The 20,555-nt window shown below is 48.9% G+C and carries 9 protein-coding genes and 6 pseudogenes; 7 read left to right on the forward strand and 8 right to left on the reverse strand.

The window, feature by feature from the left end; genetic code table 11:
- Positions 1-2,118 precede the first annotated feature (2,118 nt).
- A pseudogene (locus BMX59_RS31110) lies at positions 2,119-2,255 on the reverse strand (transposase); the annotation flags it as partial.
- A gap of 274 nt (positions 2,256-2,529) precedes the next feature.
- Here BMX59_RS31110 and BMX59_RS30155 point away from each other — a divergent pair.
- On the forward strand, positions 2,530-2,952 hold the full coding sequence (locus BMX59_RS30155) for a hypothetical protein (protein WP_139212884.1): 423 nt from the start codon (positions 2,530-2,532) through the stop codon (positions 2,950-2,952).
- 2,331 nt (positions 2,953-5,283) lie between these two features.
- On the opposite strand, the gene BMX59_RS30470 is transcribed toward BMX59_RS30155, so the two are convergent.
- Positions 5,284-5,445, reverse strand: coding sequence for a hypothetical protein (locus tag BMX59_RS30470; protein WP_175486680.1), 162 nt, complete (start codon positions 5,443-5,445; stop codon positions 5,284-5,286).
- Between the two features lie 515 nt (positions 5,446-5,960).
- On the opposite strand from BMX59_RS30470, the gene BMX59_RS14910 reads away from it, so the two are divergent.
- The 3 genes and pseudogenes from BMX59_RS14910 to BMX59_RS14920 all read left to right on the forward strand — a co-directional run bounded on the left by BMX59_RS14910 (position 5,961) and on the right by BMX59_RS14920 (position 11,378).
- Positions 5,961-9,185, forward strand: a complete 3,225-nt coding sequence (locus BMX59_RS14910) for a hypothetical protein (RefSeq protein WP_093122786.1) — start codon at positions 5,961-5,963, stop codon at positions 9,183-9,185.
- 365 nt (positions 9,186-9,550) lie between these two features.
- A complete protein-coding gene (tnpB, locus tag BMX59_RS30770) occupies positions 9,551-9,895 on the forward strand; it encodes an IS66 family insertion sequence element accessory protein TnpB (protein ID WP_256572964.1) in 345 nt (114 codons plus the stop codon).
- Positions 9,896-9,944: 49 nt separating this feature from the next.
- Positions 9,945-11,378, forward strand: a pseudogene (locus BMX59_RS14920) (IS66 family transposase).
- Here the strand turns inward: BMX59_RS14920 and BMX59_RS14925 are convergent.
- Positions 11,360-11,545: pseudogene (locus tag BMX59_RS14925) on the reverse strand (IS3 family transposase); the annotation flags it as partial. The pseudogenes BMX59_RS14920 and BMX59_RS14925 overlap by 19 nt on opposite strands.
- Positions 11,546-11,605: 60 nt before the next feature.
- Between BMX59_RS14925 and BMX59_RS14930 the strand changes: the two are divergent.
- Positions 11,606-12,982 (forward strand): annotated as a pseudogene (locus BMX59_RS14930) (IS30 family transposase).
- Position 12,983: 1 nt separating this feature from the next.
- Here the strand turns inward: BMX59_RS14930 and BMX59_RS14935 are convergent.
- From BMX59_RS14935 to BMX59_RS30775, 4 genes and pseudogenes are all read right to left on the reverse strand, one after another.
- Positions 12,984-13,870 (reverse strand): annotated as a pseudogene (locus tag BMX59_RS14935) (IS3 family transposase); the annotation flags it as partial.
- 162 nt (positions 13,871-14,032) lie between these two features.
- A complete protein-coding gene (locus tag BMX59_RS31115; protein WP_371914375.1) occupies positions 14,033-14,548 on the reverse strand; it encodes a DUF6622 family protein in 516 nt (171 codons plus the stop codon).
- 338 nt (positions 14,549-14,886) lie between these two features.
- Positions 14,887-15,804, reverse strand: coding sequence for a glycoside hydrolase 64/thaumatin family protein (locus BMX59_RS14945; protein WP_093122794.1), 918 nt, complete (start codon positions 15,802-15,804; stop codon positions 14,887-14,889).
- A gap of 131 nt (positions 15,805-15,935) precedes the next feature.
- Positions 15,936-16,470: pseudogene (locus BMX59_RS30775) on the reverse strand (transposase); the annotation flags it as partial.
- 45 nt (positions 16,471-16,515) lie between these two features.
- On the opposite strand from BMX59_RS30775, the gene BMX59_RS14955 reads away from it, so the two are divergent.
- A complete protein-coding gene (locus BMX59_RS14955; RefSeq protein ID WP_175486681.1) occupies positions 16,516-18,696 on the forward strand; it encodes a TonB-dependent receptor in 2,181 nt (726 codons plus the stop codon).
- Positions 18,697-18,714: 18 nt separating this feature from the next.
- Positions 18,715-19,572 (forward strand): DJ-1/PfpI family protein, encoded by an 858-nt coding sequence (locus BMX59_RS14960; protein WP_218189806.1) that lies wholly within the window; start codon positions 18,715-18,717, stop codon positions 19,570-19,572.
- Positions 19,573-20,290: 718 nt separating this feature from the next.
- Here the strand turns inward: BMX59_RS14960 and BMX59_RS14965 are convergent.
- Complete coding sequence (locus BMX59_RS14965; protein ID WP_093122807.1) at positions 20,291-20,533, reverse strand: ATP-binding protein; 243 nt, start codon at positions 20,531-20,533, stop codon at positions 20,291-20,293.
- Between the last annotated feature and the right edge of the window lie 22 nt (positions 20,534-20,555).

The following is a 20,555-nucleotide window of genomic DNA, read 5'->3' on the forward strand; positions in this document are numbered from 1 at the left end:
GAACTACCGACATCATTATTCAGCAAACTGAAATCATGTCAGCTCACTATCAACGGGCCTTCCGCGGTGTGAATGTCGGTGAAACATGTGACTGGAAAATGACAGATAAGATCCATGCCGAACCTGAAAGACTCGTTGCTCAAGAGAAATCGACCTTTGAGGACGCCCAGAAGCACTCAAGCTCGCATCGGTGAACTGGAGCCCGCCGGCGGTCTTAAGTGAGCCTTCATGCGCACCACGAAAAATACTGCCAGTGAAAAGTGCGGAGTGACAAAGCTTGGTGAGTGGAATTGCGCAGACCATTAAGTGCAAAATAGTATCAATTTTTAAACTGATAAGTATTTGACTTGCTAACGGAACAGGCTTTTCATAGAAGTATGATATTCATCTCATAATTTTCAGATAATCTACAATTCAGTTCAGCACCGCGCGGCTCACTTTACCGGGGAAAACATCGTGCTCCTCGCCACACTAAATTCAGTGCCATTATTCAGACAAGCTTTCCCAATTTCGAGTATATCGGTAAACGCGAGCTGACCCATCGCAAGCGTTTTTTAGTCACGATGAAGCAAGTCGTTTCATGAGGCGGATTGATAGCCCCTCATTATCCCAAGATACATTTATCGCAGGTGTTATCCATTTGAAACCATGCTGCGCACTCGCCTGCTGCAGAACTGGTTTTCCCTCAATATATCTCCCATTCAGAAACACTACACGAAATTACTAAAATGTGCCGACTCGCTAGGCTGACTTTCAGCGCTCTAATACCCGAAGATGTCAGGATGATGAGTTTATGCCTCCTGCTAAAAATGCAACAACTTGCAATGAGCACCAGGGAAATCATGATTGCTGCTTGCAGAACAAAGCTTTGTCACTTCGCAGAAGACTAAAGTGGACGCCTCTATCATCCACACCTTTAGCTCGACCAAAAAATAAGGAAGGGGAGCCCCCCCATGAAATACACTAGATTAGTAGCGAACCAAAAAAGTGCATATTATTCTTGTTTACAAAATCGTACAAATACGATATAACATAACGAATAGAACCGAATGGAGCGGACCTATTGATAAATTAGCGAGATGAATTATCACCTTAAATGTTATGAGCAAAGAGAAAATGAATAGGCGTAAACAAAAAATAAAGATTTCAAAGCGAAACCTTACTATTTTAACGATAATTTCCCTTATAATCTTTTCATTTTTTTTATATAAAAGCATTTCCTCAGCGCCGGCCCACACGCCTTTTTACCATTCATTGCAAGTGACAAAAAAAATTATTTTTTTCCATAGAGTATTTTAGCTGATCGTAAATAACACATCGGACGACAATAAATTACGACATCTAAAATCATGGCCTGCCGTAACAGAGGCTTGCCCCCTGCCCCGCGTATGCATCAGGTAAAGTCGGCGATTTCCTAGATCGCGCTTGTAAGCTGTGGACAAGTTAGAGCAGTAGTACCTGTTTCGGTGCAGAACGTTTCACTCATAAACGCCGCGTACAAACCGCGCACGTCTAGGCTAAGAGTAGTGATATCCGCTACTGCTAGACCGCGGCAAGCAAAAATCTGGTTAGAAGAATGTGGTATAAACTATTCTAGCTACCATGGATATTTTCCAGCTTCAAAGTGAGGCACTTTCAAAGCCATCAGGACTGATGCCGTCCAGATGACCGTGACAATGCGTTCGATTGTAAAGTAATTCAACGCCATTAACAATGCATCCTACGCCAACTTCTTATCTAGCGCTGGCTTCATAAACCAGCCGAACAACTCGCAAGCATTAGAGATTCAGCAAGATGCTCAGATATAACTGCTTCTTCAACTTTCGGATGTATGTGACAATCAGCCGTAACAGCCGACCATTCTCTTTTTTCACGATCTGATATAGGCTTAGCTATTGATAGTACTTAATACGAGAAACTTGCATAATCCGACGCAGCATAGTGGTACTCATGCTCGTTCATAAAGCTGTATTTCACTTCGGGTTCTCCGGCAAAATACCGCGCTGTTTTTTTAATATTTCGCAACCTTCTTCCAAGTTCAGCATATGGACTCGTAATCATACAATTTCGCCTTGGGTTTATAGAAGGTTGCTGGCCTGCTTCTCAGTTTTTCAGGGCTCACGGGGTTCCCACTTGGAGAGGCTGATAGTCGAAAATCCGAAGCATTTCAGCTGTTTCCGCAACAGAGTATCCGCGCTCAATGACCTGCCTGACTGCTTCGGATTTGAATTCTACGTAAATCGCTGGGTATCCACAGACATCTCCAGTCGATGCTCAAAGTAGAGATTGAAAATATATGTGATGCTACGGGCAATCCAATTAACGCACAAGGAGGTATTTCAGCCACTTCAGAGAACGCAATGTAGAGTCTTGAATATTGGTATCGCTAAATTTTATAACTCCAGCACTCAAAATTGGTAGGCGCCTGTGAATATTTGTGAAATATTACGAAAACTACTAGATTTCCTATTGAAGAATGCTAGTTTTGTTTCGGTAACGCGAGTAAAAATATTTAGACCGGGAGACTTTATGAAAAATATAAGCTTTTCAATAATCATAATTTGTGGCATAGCCATCTTCAACTCTACTGAAATTAATGCTTCCCCAGGTGTATATGAATCGCTCAACCGAGGAATATATGTAATTTCCGGAACCGATTGCGGCAATCCGCCTAACGCTGATATTAAGGAATATAACGGCAAAGGCATTAGTACTGCGCATACAAGTAAATGTGTAGCGAAAGTTATTTCTAAGAGCAAATCAGCACGCGGCACGGTTTTTGAAATTAGCCAGACGTGCAATGACTCCGGCGACGGGTCGGGCACAACATTCACTGAAAAAGACAAAATCCTAGTTAAGGATCCTAATCATTTTCAATACGTTTCTGACAATACAATTTATACTTATTGCCCAAAAAACAAACTGCCTAAAGACCTGCAAACGAATTACTAAAAACTTCCTACATCTCTTTACCCATCGACATCAGCGGCACTTACAAATTTCATTGGTAAGAGCCGCTTTTCTTATTTTTACACCCTAATACGAAGCACGTAATAGCAAACCCAAAAGTTACATGTGATGTATTTAGCTATCTAAATTATTTGAATCCAGCATATAGTTCCGACTGCTAATTCTCAGGAAATTATATGCAGACCAGCAAACCGAAAAATAGTTAACCTCACAAGATCCAACTTCATACGAACAACTTATTGCTGAACAAGCAAACAGATTATTGATGGCCTGCATATGACTTTATTGCATATACCTCAATATCAAAAACCACTTAAATCTTCTTGAATTCAATTCTTAGCTGTTTGGTGGACTCGCATACCTCATATCTGCAGCACTCTTAATGATCTGACGTAATGCTTAATCCTCTCTCTAGAGCCTCTCCTAGCTACGCAGACACAATTCTTTAACCTACCTGAAATTTTAAAAAAATCTGCACATGAGCGGCCTTAATAAGTTAAAGTACAAAAATTTTGGCCACGCGACATTCCGCTACTTAGGCATTTAGTAGTACCGTCCACCGACGCGATTCGCATCAATCTTTCGCAATTGGAAAGCCTCGCTTGCCCTTCGCGGCCAATATCATGGCAGCCACCGAGATGAATGCAGCCCTGTTTAAGCCATCCTTCGATTTAACGAATTTGGAATAGGGCCACCTTCTCAATAATTCACAGAATGCCTGAAACGAATTAAGAAACTTTGGTAACTCCGTTTAAAATCTTAAAATGGGTGCAGCTTATCAATCAATATCATATCTATCTACAGAGCATCGGCCGATGCTTGAGCGAGAAGCAGACTACACCAAAGGTACGTCCCGTTGAGCAGTATGTACGTAGAAAATGGATGCGGAGGACAGTGCGAAGTACTGGTCTAAGCATCAGTTCTGGCCCAACTGAGCGATGAAAGCAGTCAGACCGCAGACATTTTGATACATACAACGGCGACGAAGTTTGTCCATTATTTATCTCTGTTGTAATGGCAGGAGAAATCTTTGGTCGTGCGGGGATGGCAATTACTCGCTCGAACACGACGCATTGGATGAGCAAACCTAGTGCAACTCCAGCGGTTATTAGAGGCGCTACGCGGACGAAACGCCAGTGCAAATGCTTGCGCCAGTTGAGAAGAAGGCTTATATCGCTTAAGTATAGGCCTACGCACCAAGCCACTTTTAACACTCAAGGCTTGTACGACTCTATCCCAAACGTATGTTCAAGCAGACAGGCAACTTTCTTGTCGTATGAAATGGCTAACCACTACAAAGGCGTTTTAACAAGACATCTCCGAAATCAGCTAAACCATCGATGCACTTGGCAATCTTTTGATCGGCACATGGTTAATAAAATTCAGTGACAGAACAAGTGCTGCACTCTATCAGCTACTTGTATGAGGTCGAACGTCAGTTGTAGAGGGGCAAGCCGCGAGAGACCAATAATGACTATTATTGGCAAATATTTCAAAAAATTCCAATTACCATCTTTCAAAATTTTGCATGAATGGAGGTTGGCCCAGCACGATTTAGCAACCAAAGACTTCGCTATGGCGATGGAGCTCGGTGACATTATTGACTACAGGACTCCCAGTGACCCTTAATTCAGTAGAGTAGCGTGCACAAGCGTCGCAGTGGTCAGGCGTTTTACCTAGGCTAGATGTAGAAAATTTAGTATGGCAGGCAACTGAAATGAGATATTGAGTTCATGCTATCAGCAAACACGCTGACGAATAAAAATAACGACAACAACAGATTTGCCCCGATTGAATTACACCACCAGGCAGGCGAGCAACGCTCGTGATACCTAGAATCGTAATATGTCTATCCGAATCCGCCTTGCTTAGGCGATTCAAGTCGAGAGACGAAATTTGACGATTGCTCTACAATTGATGAATGTTGATTAAACATGCTAAGCTGCACAGCAAGATGCTACCGAGATATGCGCCACCAGACCGGCCGAAATTAAGGCGCATGGCTGCTTTATTTAATATCTTTTGGTTATTGAGAACTACTTTTACCACCATCTTTATTACTGGCGTAAATTTCCGTTCGGTGAATACGTTTTTACTAAATGGTCTAAAGTAGAGCGAAGCTCGCTTAAGCCTAGAGGTTAGATGCCGTTTTCAATAAGGGTGGAAAAATCAGAGCCTCAAAAAATAAAAGTGATCATCGGTTATATCTAAATTACGTGCACACAAAAAAGACTACATCATTAAAAACTCAATTTTAACCAAAAAAAAGCTAGGCAGGCGAGCAGCCTTTCGACTGCACGCCACGCAGCGAGGTTAGTTTTGAGGGCGTTGCTTGGTTGCATCGAGCTCAGCTTTTTTTGCTGTAGATAGCTCTGTAATTTTTGACGATTTTTCAATGGCCATATTGAATGTAGCTTCCATTTTTTCGATTGCTGCGTCTGCGCCACCAGAGTTGGCTGGGGAAACTGGATTCATTGGGAATATCCTCAACAATATGAATATTATTAGCCGCAAAAGCGGCCGCTAGCTTGATGCTTGAGCAGCGTTTATAAAACTGGTTCAGCACGCTCCTCTCGCGAAAAATATTGTTACGCATATCAAAAAATTAAATGCTGTGAATTTTCGTGAAATCGAGGCGCGCCAAAAAAATTTCGCCAAACCACTCTTGTCCTTGTCGAGCGGAGAAATATGCGCCGCATAGCCGCATAATTGCAACGTTAATCAAAAAACCCCATATGCATGCTATTTAAATATGAGTTCCAACAGGAACGAAATCATTACACTCATGAAACCGTGAAAAACGTATTAAGGCAAGCACAACTGTGAATTCTTGTGAAAAATCATTTTACTGACTCCTCATTTAGGCTAGGTTGATGTCATATCATCACTAGGGCATGGATATTGATTTACACGAGAGCACCTTGCTTGGTCTATCAGACCTAAATTTATGATTTTCTATTAAGCATATAAATAATTTAGAGATTTCTTCCATGATAACCAAAGTAGAAAAAAGCACCAAACACACTTCGGACTCTGATAAGAAGTCTACAAAGCTTTGGGAAAGCTCCGTGAAGTTAGCTTCTTCAAGCGCAAAACTTAAAGCTAAATCTTCTTCATCCAAAGCGTCTACAAACAATGAACTCGGCAAAGGCCAAAAACGTCCTGAAGGGGACAGCCGATCAGCTCGGCAAATAATAAATGAAAGTAACCTTCTGAAAAACCTGGGCAATCAGAACGGAGTGAAAGATAATCTAAAAAAGCAAGTGGGCGACTTTGAAAAAGATGCTGATGCTGCTTATCGCGCTGTTAAGGTCCTGGAGCATGTAGTCAGCGTCGATGAGAATGGCAAAATGCTTTCTGGTTATGACGCCCTAGGTAAAAATAATTCGAGCATTGATGGCTTTACTAAAGATGGTGAAGCTGAGCACGGTACGGAAGCCGGACGCTTGCAAGATTTCGGAAAATTTGGTTATTCAAGTTTACGCGGAGAGCTAGTAAAGTCTGATCTTTCAGCCAATGCAAAACGTCCTGATGGCGATAAACGTTCAGCCAAAGAGATTATAGATTCCTCGCCCTTGTTAAAAAACTTGGGTAACCAAAGCGGTGTGAAGGATAAACTTAAAAAACAAGTCGGCGATTTTAACAGTGACGCCGATGCGGCCTATCGAGCCACTCAAGTACTCAAGCATGTGGTTAGCTTCGATGAAAACGGCAAAGAACTAACTGGTAAACTTTCAATCAATAAAGATAATGACAAAATTGATGGTTTTACCAAAGATGGTGATGCCAGGCATGGTACAGAAGCGGGCCGTTTGCAAGACTTTGGAAAGTTTGGCTTCAACAGTCTTAAAGGCGAGCTTTTCAGTGTTAAAGATAGGATACATACCAATAAAGCTGCCCCTCCCAAGGAGCCTAAGGATGTACAGTCTTTGCGTGAAAAATACGAAATCCCTAGCTTTGGTGCTGAAGGTTTGATGGATATGGAACTGGTCAACCACAAAACCGTGGGAAGCCAGACCGCGGAAAGCTTTGTCAATGGTATTCGCGACGACATTAAGAGCGGGAAATTGAAAGAAAATTCGGACGAAGCTAAGTTAGTTAATTTCATGGAGGGCCAAGCTGCGCTTAGTGACGGTTACGAGCTGCACGGATATGTAGAGTCCGTTAATAATATGGACGCTAGTAGTAACAGTACTTATCGGCGGACGAACGTTAAACCTGCGAAACTAAGCGGAAAAGATGTTAAGGATATCGTTGATGAAAAAAAGCTCGCTAAACAGATTTCAATCTTGATGGGCAAGGATGATATAAAACGTCGTTACGATAAAGAGCTCCAAAAAAATATTAGCACTTTACCCGGCGAACAATTAAAGGAGGTTCGCGAACAAGTATTCCCAGCTCTTTTCAAGCAGCACACACGTGAAGCGAATACAAAATTTGAAGAATATGTGATCGCCATGAACGACTCTGGTGACCCGCAAAAGCAAAAAATCGCAGAGCTGGACGTGGATAGATATTTTGAATCTCTCCGTATCTTAGAGCCAGATAGCTATACCGCGCGCCGCCAAGCCTTTGATCAAAATATGATGACGCACCAATTGAACACATACGTTGAAAACCCAGACAAGGTGTCGTCGAAAAATTCTCAAACTGGACTGACCTCTACCCTAAGTATAATTAAGTCTGGCCTTAGCACAGCTACGGGTGTGATGGACAAGGGTGACAAGACTTACGATTTATATAAAAAAATGAAAGATGAGGTAGATATTCTTGATGGGCATATAAAACATTTGACGCCGGATGAAAATAAGAAGATCTCAGCTGCTTTACACCTTGCTACTATCAGTGGAGATCCTAATGCGATTGACAAGGTCGTTGATAACCAACTTAAGGGGCTTGCAAACAATAGAGAGGCCACAGCTGGTTCTCTCAAAAAATTTCTGCATTCAGCAAGCTCCTCCGGATCACTAGGCGCGATGAACGGTACCGTGAGTCTGGTCAGCGCTGCGATGCAACTGGCCAATGGCGGCAAGGGTATGACAGATGACCAGAAAATTGCTGCTACGCGTGATCTTATTGGAGGGTTAAGTAGCACCAACGACTTTTTAAAATTCGGCTCAAATTTAGCGGAAATTGCTGGCGGCAGGCATTCTTATGACCCAGCGGTTGACATTGATGGCAAACGCCAGCCAAAAATCAAGGCCACTCAATGGCTCGGCATGCTGGACGACAACTTTCCTGACCTCTGGAACAAACAGAAAATCGCGAAATCTGATGCTCTTACAGACGCTATTAGTGAACGCGTTAAGGCCTCTTCCGATACCCTTAAACATCTTGATGTTGGAAATTTGTCGGCGGAGGGGGTAAAAGAATACGATAAAACCGTCCAGGCCCTTGGAGAAAAGATGGGGGTCAGAGATATTCCTGGTCACGCAGGAGACTTAAAGACAAATAGCTTTGCCGAGGCAGCGGGACGTTCTTTCTTGCGCTTCATGGGTGGATCGGCATTGGACGTGACAGGAGGAGTGATGGATATTGTGTCTGGTGCACGTAAGCTCCGAGATGCAAAGTCTGATTTGCAGAAGGTGGACGCCGCGTTCTCACTTGGCTCAGGCATTTCCGGCACAGGTACGGCTATCTCAAACACGGTCGCTATGTTTGCGCCCAAAGGTGCTCATTTGGCGGCTGCACTGAGTGGGGATGTAGCTACTACGGTAGTCCGCGGCCTGGCTATAGGAGCTCGAATCGCAGGACCTATATTTTCCGTCGCAGGGGTCATCTTTGGTATAGCAGGCACTCTGATTGCCGAAGCAGTACAGCATGCGAAGCTACAAAAAATAACTGATTCGGAGGGTAAGTTTTTCAAAAATCTTGCTGACTCTGGTGTCACCCATGAGAATTGGGGTGATAAGCTAGAATATGCCCGCTACGCTACTTACATGTACGGCAGCCGGGACACGCCTGATGATAAGTCAATGTTTGAGTTTCAGGCGGATGAATGGAAACATTTCAAGGAAGCTGAAGGCAGACGAGGCAGTTCACTTTCGCGTCTCGCACCTTATCTTCATAAGGACGGCGACCCTCAAAACGAAAATCTGTGGAAGAAATTTTTAGCCGGTGGTACTAATCTTAGCAGCCGGAACGGGTTAAATTCCAATACAGATGATTGGCGTCCATGGTCCGATACGGATCTAAATGCAGGTAGAACTAAATAGCCCCAATTAAATTAGGTGAATAAGGCAATCTAAAGTGTTAACTTTACCTACTCTTAGTGATTTTGATTATGCAGAAACGAATATTGTCAGAATCCAAACTGCTACCGTATCAGCGAGAGGAGGCCTCTATCACTGAGATTGCCGCAGCAACAGGAATTCTTAGATTGAAGTCCACTGGGTTCTGCTGATAAGTGGCTACCGATTTACCAGCATCAATCTCCTGCAACCTTGCCGGCTTTCGTTCCGTTAAAAGCGGTACCAAGACGAGCAACGGAAGAGATAGTGATTATCTAGCTGCCTGTGGGCAATAAATTCATCACCGTAATGGCCAACCTCGGATCCGGACGGCTGCGCGTGTTTTATTCGTGGTCTGGCCCAATGATTCGTGTCTCGTCTGGCTCGCCACCGAGCCCATTGACATGCGCGCGGGTACTGAGACCGCGTTGGCCAGAGTTGTCGCGGTGTTCGGTGCGGCGAAGCCGCACTGCGCTTACCTCTTTGCCAACCACCGGGCGAACCGGATGAAAATCCTAGTGCACGACGGCTTCGGTATCTGGCTGGCGGCGCGGCGCTTGAACCAAGGTAAGTTTCATTGGCCAGGCATCCATCGTGGGACGGAGATCGAATTCGCCCCTGAACAACTTCAGGCGCTGGTACTTGGATTGCCCCTGGCATCAAGTCGGTGCGGGCGACGTAATTACATTGCTTAAACGCTCCTTTCAGCTGTAGCACGCGGGCTGCTTTGGTAAAATCCACTGCATGACTTCCTTACCCTATCTCGACCAAATGACTTCCGAACAACTGCGCGCACTGGCTGCCCAGTTAATGTCCAAGATCGAGACCCAGGACGGAAAGATTTATCGTAATAAGACGATCATTGAGTAACTTACTCACGAAATCGCCATTCTCAAGCGCCACAAGTTCGCCAAGCGCAGCGAGCAGATCAGCCCGGCGCAAGGCAGCCTGCTCAATACCGACCTCGAACCATTGAGGCAGAGTTAAAAGCCCTTCATACCGCACCTGCGCAGACAGAACCACGCCAGCAACCCAAGCGTGCGCCGTTACCGCCGCAGTTCCCGCGTACCGTAATCCATCACGAGCCAGACAACACCCAATGCACCTGCGGCTGCCAGCTTCAGCGTATCGGCGAAGATGTCAGTGAGAAGCTGGACTACACCCCGGGCGCGTTCACCGTCGAACAGCACGTTCGTGAGAAATGGGCCTGCCGCCAATTCGAAACGCTTATCCAGGCGCCGGTGCCGCCGCAGGTAATCGATAAGGGCATCTCAACAGCGGGCCTACTGGCCCATGTGATGGTGGCCAAGTTCGCCGACCACCTGCCGCTGTATCGACAGGAAAAGATCTTCGGTCGTGCCGGTCTGACCATCCCGGGTTCGACCCTGGTACAGTGGGTGGGCCAAACTGGCGTGCAGCTTCAGCCCCTGGTCGATGCGCTGCGCGAATTAGAGTTGGCCCAGCGCGTGGTTCACGCCGATGAAACGTAGGTACAAATGCTGGCGCCAGGCGAGAAGAAACCCACCGCGCCTATGTCTGGGCCTACAGTACGACGCCGTTTTCGACACTCAAAGCCGTGCTCTACGACTTCAGCCCCAGCCGTGCCGGCGACCATGTGCGTAACTTGCACCTAGAACGGTAAGCTGGTATGTGACGACTTTTCCGGCTACAAGGCCAGCTTCGAGCTGGGCATCACCGAAATTGGCTGCATGGCCCATGCGCCCCGCACTTTCTTCGACTTGCATATCGCCAATAAAAGCCAGTTGGCGGAGCAAACGTTTCACTCGATTGGCGGACTGTACGAAGTCGAGCGAAACGCGAAGGAAATGAGCGACAAAGATCGCAGGCGATTGCGGTGCCCATGGCCAAAAAACTGCACGAGTGGATGCTGGCCCAACGCGAACTTGTGCCCGAGGGTTCGGTCACGGCCAAAGCTCTGGATACAACCTCAAACGCGGGGTAACGCTGACGCGCTACTTGGAAGATGTTGCTGTGCCCGTCGACAACAATCAAATCGAGAACCTAATCCGGCCGTGGGCACTTGGGAGGTCGAACTGGTTATTTGCAGGGGCGCTGCGCAGCGGCAAGCGGGCGGCGGCGATCATGAGTCTTATCCAGTCGGCGCGCATCAACGGGCATGATCCGTATGCTTATCTCAAATATGTGCTGTCGCGGTAAGCTTCTTGAGCTGTCATGTAGCCCACAGTCGGTACCCATTCAGTTTTCAAGCTGCGAAACACACGCTCTATTGGTGCATTATCCCAACAGTTTCCACGACGACTCATGCTTCGGCGCATGCGGTAACGCCAGAGCCGTTGGCGAAACTGGCGACTGCCATATTGGGCGGACTCAATCGGTCGTCGCAACACCTTGATCGAGGTGTTATGGGACGACCCGCAGGATGAATGCACAAATTAACGGGCCGGGGAGCGATGTGCTCTCCAGGTGCACCCTCACTTCGTAATGAGATCGAGCGGCTATTTTTGGTGCAGATTGCAACAGGCATCAAAAGCGAAAAGGCAGCACATGCCGTTAGCGTATCAACAGCGGTAGGTACACGCTGGTTCCGTCATCGAGGCGGGTTGCCACTATTCATGTCGAATCACATATCAGGACGATACTTATGGTTTGCAGAGCGAGAAGAGATTGGGCTGCTTTGAGCGCAAAGCATTGGCGTTCGTGAGATCACCTGTCGTCTTGGACGAAGCCCATCGACAATTTCAAGGGAGCTGACACGAAATGCTGCTACCCGTTGCGGTCGGCTTGAATATCGAGCGTCAGTAGCGCAATGGAAGGCAGAACTGGTGGCCAAGAAGCCGAAGCCAGCGAAACTGGTCGCTAATTCGCGACTGCACCAATACGTACGTGACCGTCTTGAAGGCAAGGTTCAAGGCGCCGATGGTCGTGAGATTTCTGGGCCTCCGCAAGCGCCCCTCAAAGGCCGAAATAAACCGCATCGCAGTGACCGTAAATGGGTCAATGGCCGGTCACCTGAACAGATTGCCACCCGCTCCAGATCGATTTTCCGGATGATGAATCCATACGCATCTCTCATGAAGCCATATATTAGACGCTCTACATTCAGGGGCCAGGAGCTCTCAAGCGCGAACTGGTGAGCTGCCTGCGCTCAGGACGCGCATTGCGTGTGCCAAGATCCAGAGCGCAGGCCAAAGCGTGGGCACACGTCAGCAAGGACATCATGATCTCCAGTCGCCCTGCTGATGTAGAAGATAGGGCTGTACCCGGGCATTAGGAGTGCGACCTGATCATCGGCCTGAACCGTTCTGCGATTGGAACTCTGGTCGAGCGCTCAACTCGATTTTACCATGCTTGTCCATCTGCCTCGCGGGAAAGGTTACGCGCTAATTCCACGCACAAAGAACGGTCCGGCGCTGGCAGGCTATGGGGCGGTTAGTATGGCCAACGCATTGAAGAAGACAGTGACTGACTTTCCTATCGAACTGTGGCGATCTTTGACTTGGGATCGTAGAAAGGAACTGTCGTATCACGCTCGATTTACCATCGAGTCCGGAGTAAAGGTTTTCTTCGCTGATCCACATAGTCCATGGCAACGCGGCACAAACGAAAATACGAACGGCCTTCTACGGCAATACTTCCCAAAAGGCACTGACCTCTCTCGTTGGAGTGCCCAAGAAATACAGGCGGTAGCTCATGTACTTAACACTAGACCTCGAAAAGCATTCGGCTGGAAAACACCTGCCGAAGCACTGAATGAGTATCTAAAGTCTGTACAACAATCCAGTGTTGCGACGACCGGTTGAATCCGCCTTGCGAGCCCTGATCCGAGTGAAACAGCAGTCCTTGAAGCCTGCCACGCTGTTCGTAAGCCATGTCCAACGCCTTGATGACCAGATCCGCATCCGGCTTGTTTGACAGCGCCCACCCCACAATTCGGCGTGCGTAGAGATCCAGAACGACAGCTAGGTAATGCCATTTCCCTTGAGCCCAGATGTAGGTGATGTCGCCACACCAGAATTGATCCAATGCCGGAGCATCAAACTCTCGATTCAAGATGTTCGGAATGTCAGGCCGCTCCACCGTCGCTTGTTTGTAGGCATGTGATCCAAGTTGCTTGCCAACAAACTCCAGTTTCCGCGTCAGGCCGCGCACCTTGAACCGCCCGATTTGCTCACCGTCTTCCTGCATCATCGACACGATGCTGCGGCTACCGGCGGCGCTTCGACTTTGCGTAAACAGTTCGTTGACCCGACTGCGCAACCGAAGCCGCTCAACGTCCGGAGTTCGGCGCCTGAGCCGGTTGGAGTAGTAACACGAGCGAGTAAAGCCAAAGACTGTGCAAAGCCAATCGACCGACTCTTGGGCGCTCAGTTGATCAATTAGCGCGTGCGCTTGTGCTCTTCCGACATCAAGAGCGCGGTAGCCTTTTTTAAAATGGATTTCTCCCGTTCAAGGCGAGCGATTCGAGCTTCCAATTCCCGGATTTTCTGCTGCTCAGGCTTCAGCGCCTTACTCTGCGCAATAACGCCGTTACGCTCCTGCTGGAGTTGATTAACCCAGCGACGCAACGCGGACTCGACCACCCCAAGCGAGTGGCTGGCTCCGATATGGCTATAGCCTTGATCGAGCACGAGGCCTGCGGCCTCGCGTTTGAATTCAGCGGAAAAGGATCGACGTTGCTTGGTAAGCAGACACCTCTATCTGGCGATCATTCTCGCCTAAATGGGTGTCCGGTTTCATTAGACCACTACACTGCCAACGCAGCGAGCCAGCGAGATTGAGCGACTGCTACCGCATAAGTGGCAATCTGCTTAGATCTATAAGACGTGATGGCCGGTGAATGCTGATTACTATTAGGTAACACGAAGCTTTAACCATTTACGGTAAAAGCTCGTAGCACGACCGCAAAAAAGACCTACGGTAAATCCCGATACAGTGCAGCCGATTAATACGATTTGGACATCATTCGAGCGCTCGGGATGCACGGCTGCTTGATAGCCAATAAAATATCTCACAGCAAAGAAAAGCAGGTATATCGCGAGAATTTTCCAAGTCCTAGGCACGACAAGTCGCCTTCCGGCATCGTCAAGAGTTAGGCAACGCGTAGGGAACAAAAATAATGCAGTGGCGCTCCCTACAGCTATGGCTGTTAACCACGCGCTTAACGTCATCGTGAGGTGACCGCTGTAGTTAAGTGAAAAAAGAGACCAAAATACAAAGATACAGGATGTAATAAGCAGAAAGCTCGGGCTCTCTCGGGTAGGCCGTAAAGCTTTGAATCCGTAATAACAGATCAGTAGAAAAACGCCGAAAACCCAGAGGGGGGTACCTTGTAGAATTTCAAGCATCGCCTTTGGAGTCCTTGCCACTATTTCGTGACTTTATGCTTACATTAGCTCGGGAGCGCTGTCACGTGAAAGCTTGTCTGGGGGCTAGCGCGCTGAGAGTATTAATGGATTTCGTAGCGCGATGTTAACCGACAACCAAACAGACGCGTCTAAGGCATCTTGAAGGCGTATTCACCACCCGCTTACCTAAGTTGTAATTGCTAGCTGCTGCTTACTAAGGCGACAATTCTTCTCTGGCCTCATCCTCTAAAGAATTGAAGCCTTCACAAAACTCGTTGCGATTCAGAAACCCGTCGCAATGCCCCTACAGTTGAACACAATCCGTAGCGGCACTTAAGATGTGCGCAGGAAAAATTATATCAGGAGATTTGCACGTTAAGATTGTTCGAGCTAGTACCGAGGGTACTGGAGTCATCTTTCGGCAAAACATACCCCTCACCCTGTCCCACTACCGTACGGTAGTAGTTGGCTATTGAATCGTCGATTGCTTCAGCATTCGTCGTCTTTTTCAAGCCGTATACGTTGCCACTTCCATCTCTTGCCTTGATTTTGTCAGGTGCTCCGCTAACGATATCCTTCAAGGTGCCGGATACGGGGCCACCCGAACCAGGCTCGATGGTCATTCGAGAGTTGTTGCCTTCGATATAGCTTACGTCATAAAACGTCTGCTTGCCGTCGACCCCGCCGTTAAACTTCACTTCGCCCAGAGTGGCATTAGCACCATCTCCGTCAGAGGTGCGGAAATTACCCGACCAGTTCTCAGGGAAAGCTTGTGTCAGCGTTTCACCCGGCTTGAGCGTAACAGACGGAATAGAGAGTTGGTCAGCGTTGGAGGTAAACACTATAGTCATCGGCGTATCGCGCTTATTGGAGAAATTCAGCGTGTTACCTGCCGACGGTTTAGTTGGAGAGCTAGAAGCGGCATGCGATGTAGGCGCTGAGGGGTTTGAGATTGTGGGAGACGTTTTGTTGTCCTGCACCAATTGTTTTGACCGTACCGCATCACCGGCCTTTACATTTGTGGGTTTGAGTGTAGAGGATACGGTAGAAGTGCAGGCTGAGGCGCCCTCAGGCATCATCAGCTTCAGTACATCCAACTCGTTTTGGTAATGCTTGGCTAAAGTCTCGTTGCCCGATGCCTTTGCCTGATCACGAGCTTGCTCACGAATGCTCCATTCATTTTTCCAGGCACCTCTGATCGCTGCGTTGAATGCCACACTATTGTCATTATCGCTTTGCTTCGGTACCGTACTTTTCCCAACGCTCTCAACTGCCATGGCTCATTCCCTCAGCATCGTTTAATAGTGTTGAATTTTAACTTCAAGTGTGCGAAACGCGTTGTGAAAAGCTGTTAAACAGTATGCGATCCATAAACTCACCTACTGCCAGTTCCAGCTTAAGTCATGGTTTACCGTCGCATATCTGGACACTTTCCTGGTAGCAGCACTTCGTAGCCCTCCATCGACGAGGCATGCGGCGACTGTTCCAGTGGGTGGCGTAGCCACATGCAAGGCTCTCGGCCGTTGACTTTCGCGGTCTCGACCAAGCTGAAGATCTGCGCACTGGCAGTCGCAACTTTGGACGTTTTGCTGAACAGCCACGCATTGAGCACGATTACAAACGGCTTTACACCACACTCTGCCTGGTCATTATTGATCGGCAAATGGCCGGCGTCGACACAGCGCTAGCCGGCTCCTGTTGCTGGCTAGGTAATGCACCGTCTTGCCCTGTATGCTTTTCGGCGTTATATGCGATTGCGACTTGTCCAGCCAGCCTTTTAAATGGTCGAGGATGGCAGGCTTCGTTCCTGACGACCGATGAACCGCTGTTCATCGCTGGCATCCTTGAGGCCGCGTTCGATGGCTTACGGCTTGTTGTCATCGCCAGCGCCACATTGTACGAACTGTCTTGCCTTTGGGCCACACTTTCCACGCTTCGACGAAGTCACCCACTCGCCTGTGCTTCAGCGATATTTTGGAAACTATGTAATGACACACTACTTCTCAAACGCTCCATCCTTGGCAGCTACCTTCTGTGCCCCCTTCTTTGCAACCGTCTCACAAGCTCAAAACGATGTGGACACCACGGTTGAACTGGCACCCATCAGCATCACCGCCAACCCAATCAGGCTGCCCTCAGCCAGCTTGACAACTGCCTTGCTGCCCGAAGCCACGGGTGGGCAAGTAGCAAGCGGCAGCCAGCTAGGCCTGCTTGGTAACCGCAACCGCCTTGACACCCCTTTCAACGTGACAAGCTACATCTCGACCTATATTTCCGACATCCAGGCGCGCAGCATTGCCGATGTAGTGGCTGCTGATCCGTCGGTGCGTGTGGTCTTTCCTCGGGCGAGCTATCGGGACGTTTATTACATACGTGGCTTCAGCTTATTCTCCTACAACATGGGCCTGGACGGTTTGTACGGTATCGCACCAAAACAACGCTACCCCGCCGAATTTGCCGAGCGGATTGAAATTCTCAAGGGCCCGGACACCTTCGTCAATGGCGTGTCCCTTGGCGGATCGGTGGGGGGAGCAATTAATATCGTGCCAAAGCGCGCCACTTATGATGATGTCACGGCGCTGACAACCAGTTTTGAGTCCGACAGCGAGCTAGGTATTCATGTCGATGTCGGACGTCGCTTTGGTGAAGCCAAACAGTTCGGCATTCGTTTCAACAGTCTGGTCAACGACGGTGACCTGACGCTCGATGACCAGTCTTCCAAACTTGGCGCCACGGCGTTAAGCCTCAACTATCAAGGTGATCGCCTGCGTCTGTATGGCGACGTCGGCACGCAGCGGCAGAAAGTCGACGCCGTGGATTGGGTCGACACATTGGCACCCGGGGTGAATAAACCGCCGAGCATCGATGACCATACCGATCTTGGTCAACCCTGGGCATCGTTCACCAGCAAGGACAGCTACGCCGCAGTACGCGGCGAATACGACCTGACGGATCAATGGACTGCCTTTTCCAGCCTAGGCATCAGTACTACCGAGACAACTGGCATTTTTGTGCAGCCCACTAACCTCAAGGCCAACGGCGATTACCTCGCGGCGATCCGCTCGTTTCCGTCCAACGGTACGTCTGTGTCGACCCAATCTGGGCTACGCGGGACTTTTAATACCGGGCCTTTGGACCATAGCCTGACACTGGCTACGGCGTACTGGCACCAAGACCTCAAAGCTGTAAGCACAGCCTTCGGCAGTTATGCCGCTAATGCCTACAACACAATCTCGCAGCCCAAGCCCAACACATCAGCCATAGTGGACCTGGATGATATCCATAAGACATCCCAAGTCAACTTTAGCAGTGTTGCTTTAGCTGACACGCTGTCAGTGTTGAACGAGCGTGTACAGCTGACGCTGGGCGGCCGCCAGCAGAGCATCCAGAGCGACAGCTACGCCGCACAGAGTGGCGCGAAAACCTCGTCCTATGATCGTTCCGCGTTTTCACCGGCGCTGGGGGTGGTGTTCAAGCTGAATGATTATCTGAGCCTGTATGGCAATTATGTCGAAGCCCTGCAGCAAGGCCCATCAGTCCCTAACACGGCGCTTAATTATGGCGACATATTCGCTCCAGTGGTGTCGCGTCAGGTCGAAACCGGGATCAAGGCAGAGATAGGTACCTGGTTCACCAGCTTGGCAGCGTTCCAGATCACACAACCTAATGGCAATACGGACCTGCACACCAATATTTATTCTCTGGATGGCGAACAGCGCAATCGTGGGCTGGAGTGGAATATCTCCGGAGCATTGCTTGCGCAGGTACGCATCCTTGGTGGTGCAATGCTGATCGACGGTCGCCAGACCAAGACCGCAGACGGCGTTTATGACGACAAAAAGGCGATTGGCGTACCAAAGTATCAAGCCAATCTCGGCCTTGAATGGGATACGCCGGTGCCTGACCTCACTTTGTCCACTCGCGTCATCCGCACCGACAAACAATACGTCGATGCCGCCAACACCCAATCGATTGATGCCTGGACCCGTTACGACCTGGGCGCACGCTATTCGCTCAAGGGCGTGATGGACAAGCCAGTAGTGCTGCGGGTGGCAGTGGAAAACGTCGCGAACACGCGCTACTGGTCCTCCGCATCTACCGGACAGGTCTCCGGTATCTCACGCGCTACGCCTCGAACCTTGTTGCTTTCTAGCACTTTCTCATTCTGACCCACAGGAAAACACAGCATGAACGACTCATTTTCCAATGGCCTCGGCCGTCGCGACTTTCTTTCAACCTCCCTCATTGTCGCCGGTGGGCTAGCGCTGAGTGATAAAGCATTGGCTGGCCAGAAAGATCCAGGCATGCCCATGCCCATCTCCATACCGGCCGGTCCCAAGCTCAAAATTGCCATGCTGGTGCATCCGCGCATGGTCCTGCTTGACCTGGTTGGACCGCAAACCGTGTTCAATATCATCGGCAGTGACATTTACCTTGTGGCCAAGACCCTCGCGCCCGTTTCAACTGATGTCGGCATCGATATTGTGCCAGACATGGTTTTTGATGACTGCCCCCACGACCTTGATGTGCTGTTCGTACCGGGTGGTCTGATGGGTTCGCTGGCGGCTATGCAGGATGAAACCACCCTGCAGTTTCTGGCTGACCGCGGGCAAACCTCAAAGTATGTCACCAGCGTGTGTACAGGCGCACTCGTAATCGGCGCCGCCGGTTTGCTCACGGGATACCGCGCCAACACCCACTGGGGAGTGGCTGATTTGCTGCCACTGCTGGGCGCAACGCTTGATCACAGCCGCGTAGTGCATGACCGAAATCGTATGACCGGTGGCGGTGTGACGGCAGGCATTGATTTTGGCTTGACGCTTGCCGCCATTTTGCGTGGAGAAGATATGGCCAAGCACGCACAACTTATCATCGAATACGCGCCGGAGCCGCCATTCCATGCCGGGACACCGCAGGAGGTCGGCCCGGCGGGAATGATAGAGGAGCGCAAGCGTAGGGTGTGGATGGACGGTGAGGCCCTGCGCGTATGCGAGTTGGCCGCAAAGCGGCTCAGATTACCACAAACACTCCTCCAGAAAGGGTAAAGCTTCACATCAACTCAGCCCATGGACGGAATTTTTTGGTGTGAAAAGAATCTTTAAAGCCGACTATCGTCAGTGGGAATAAATCTGTTTGCCGGTCATCTTCAGAAGGCATCAATAAGAGATAACCCTATGTCTATACACAAACCCCGCACGCTGATCGGCAGCTTTGCATTACTTGCGCTGAAGGCAATGTTGCCAGGTTAAGTAAGCGTTTCATAAATCTCATATTTTAAGGCGGCATCTACGGCTATGTTAAAATTTGCGGCGTGCAGTTCGACGACATCAAAGCTCTGAAGTTTTCCATTTGCGAGGTAGGTGGCTGGCGCTCAAGTGTGCGGCATAGTCATGCATAAGGCTCTTCGCCGTTATCTTTAGCCGTCTCGATCAAGCTGCAAAGGTCAGTGCGGTCGTCAGACTTGGGTATGTCGCTGAATAGCCAACTCTTGCGCCCGGATATGAAGGGCCTGATCAAGGCTAGACGGCATTGTTGCCGAGCGTCAACTAATCTGCCTCGGTGTACCGCAAGACTTATTGCAGTCATTGGCCAGACAACTGATGAGGTTAACCTCTGCATTTGCGCCATCACTTATGGCTGCGTTTTCTCCAGCAAGTGCACAAGTGCACCAACAACGACAAACTGTGGTTCTGTCAACTTTTTTATGACGATGCTCACCGCCGAATTCTCTCAAGTGTCGCTCAACACCGTACAGCTGGTTGATTAGATTGGTGCGATATCCGAGCGACTAGCTGCACTTTTTTGCGCGTCTACGACGTTATGAGCGTGGTGCAGCAACTTATCCAGCAGCAGCGCAGCGGCCAGTGTCGAGCCGTCAGCCACTTTCGTCGCCCTTTGGCTAAAGGCAAATTGCTTGTCACCACTATACTGGCCGTGCTCATACCATCTGGCGAGCGCATTGAAGAACAATGTCCGATTCGTACCGCCCAATCGCAAAGAGCCCATTCATCAATCACCAGCAGTTTGG

It is taken from the genome of Pseudomonas sp. NFR09, assembly GCF_900111535.1.
In the GTDB taxonomy this organism is placed as follows: domain Bacteria; phylum Pseudomonadota; class Gammaproteobacteria; order Pseudomonadales; family Pseudomonadaceae; genus Aquipseudomonas; species Aquipseudomonas extremorientalis.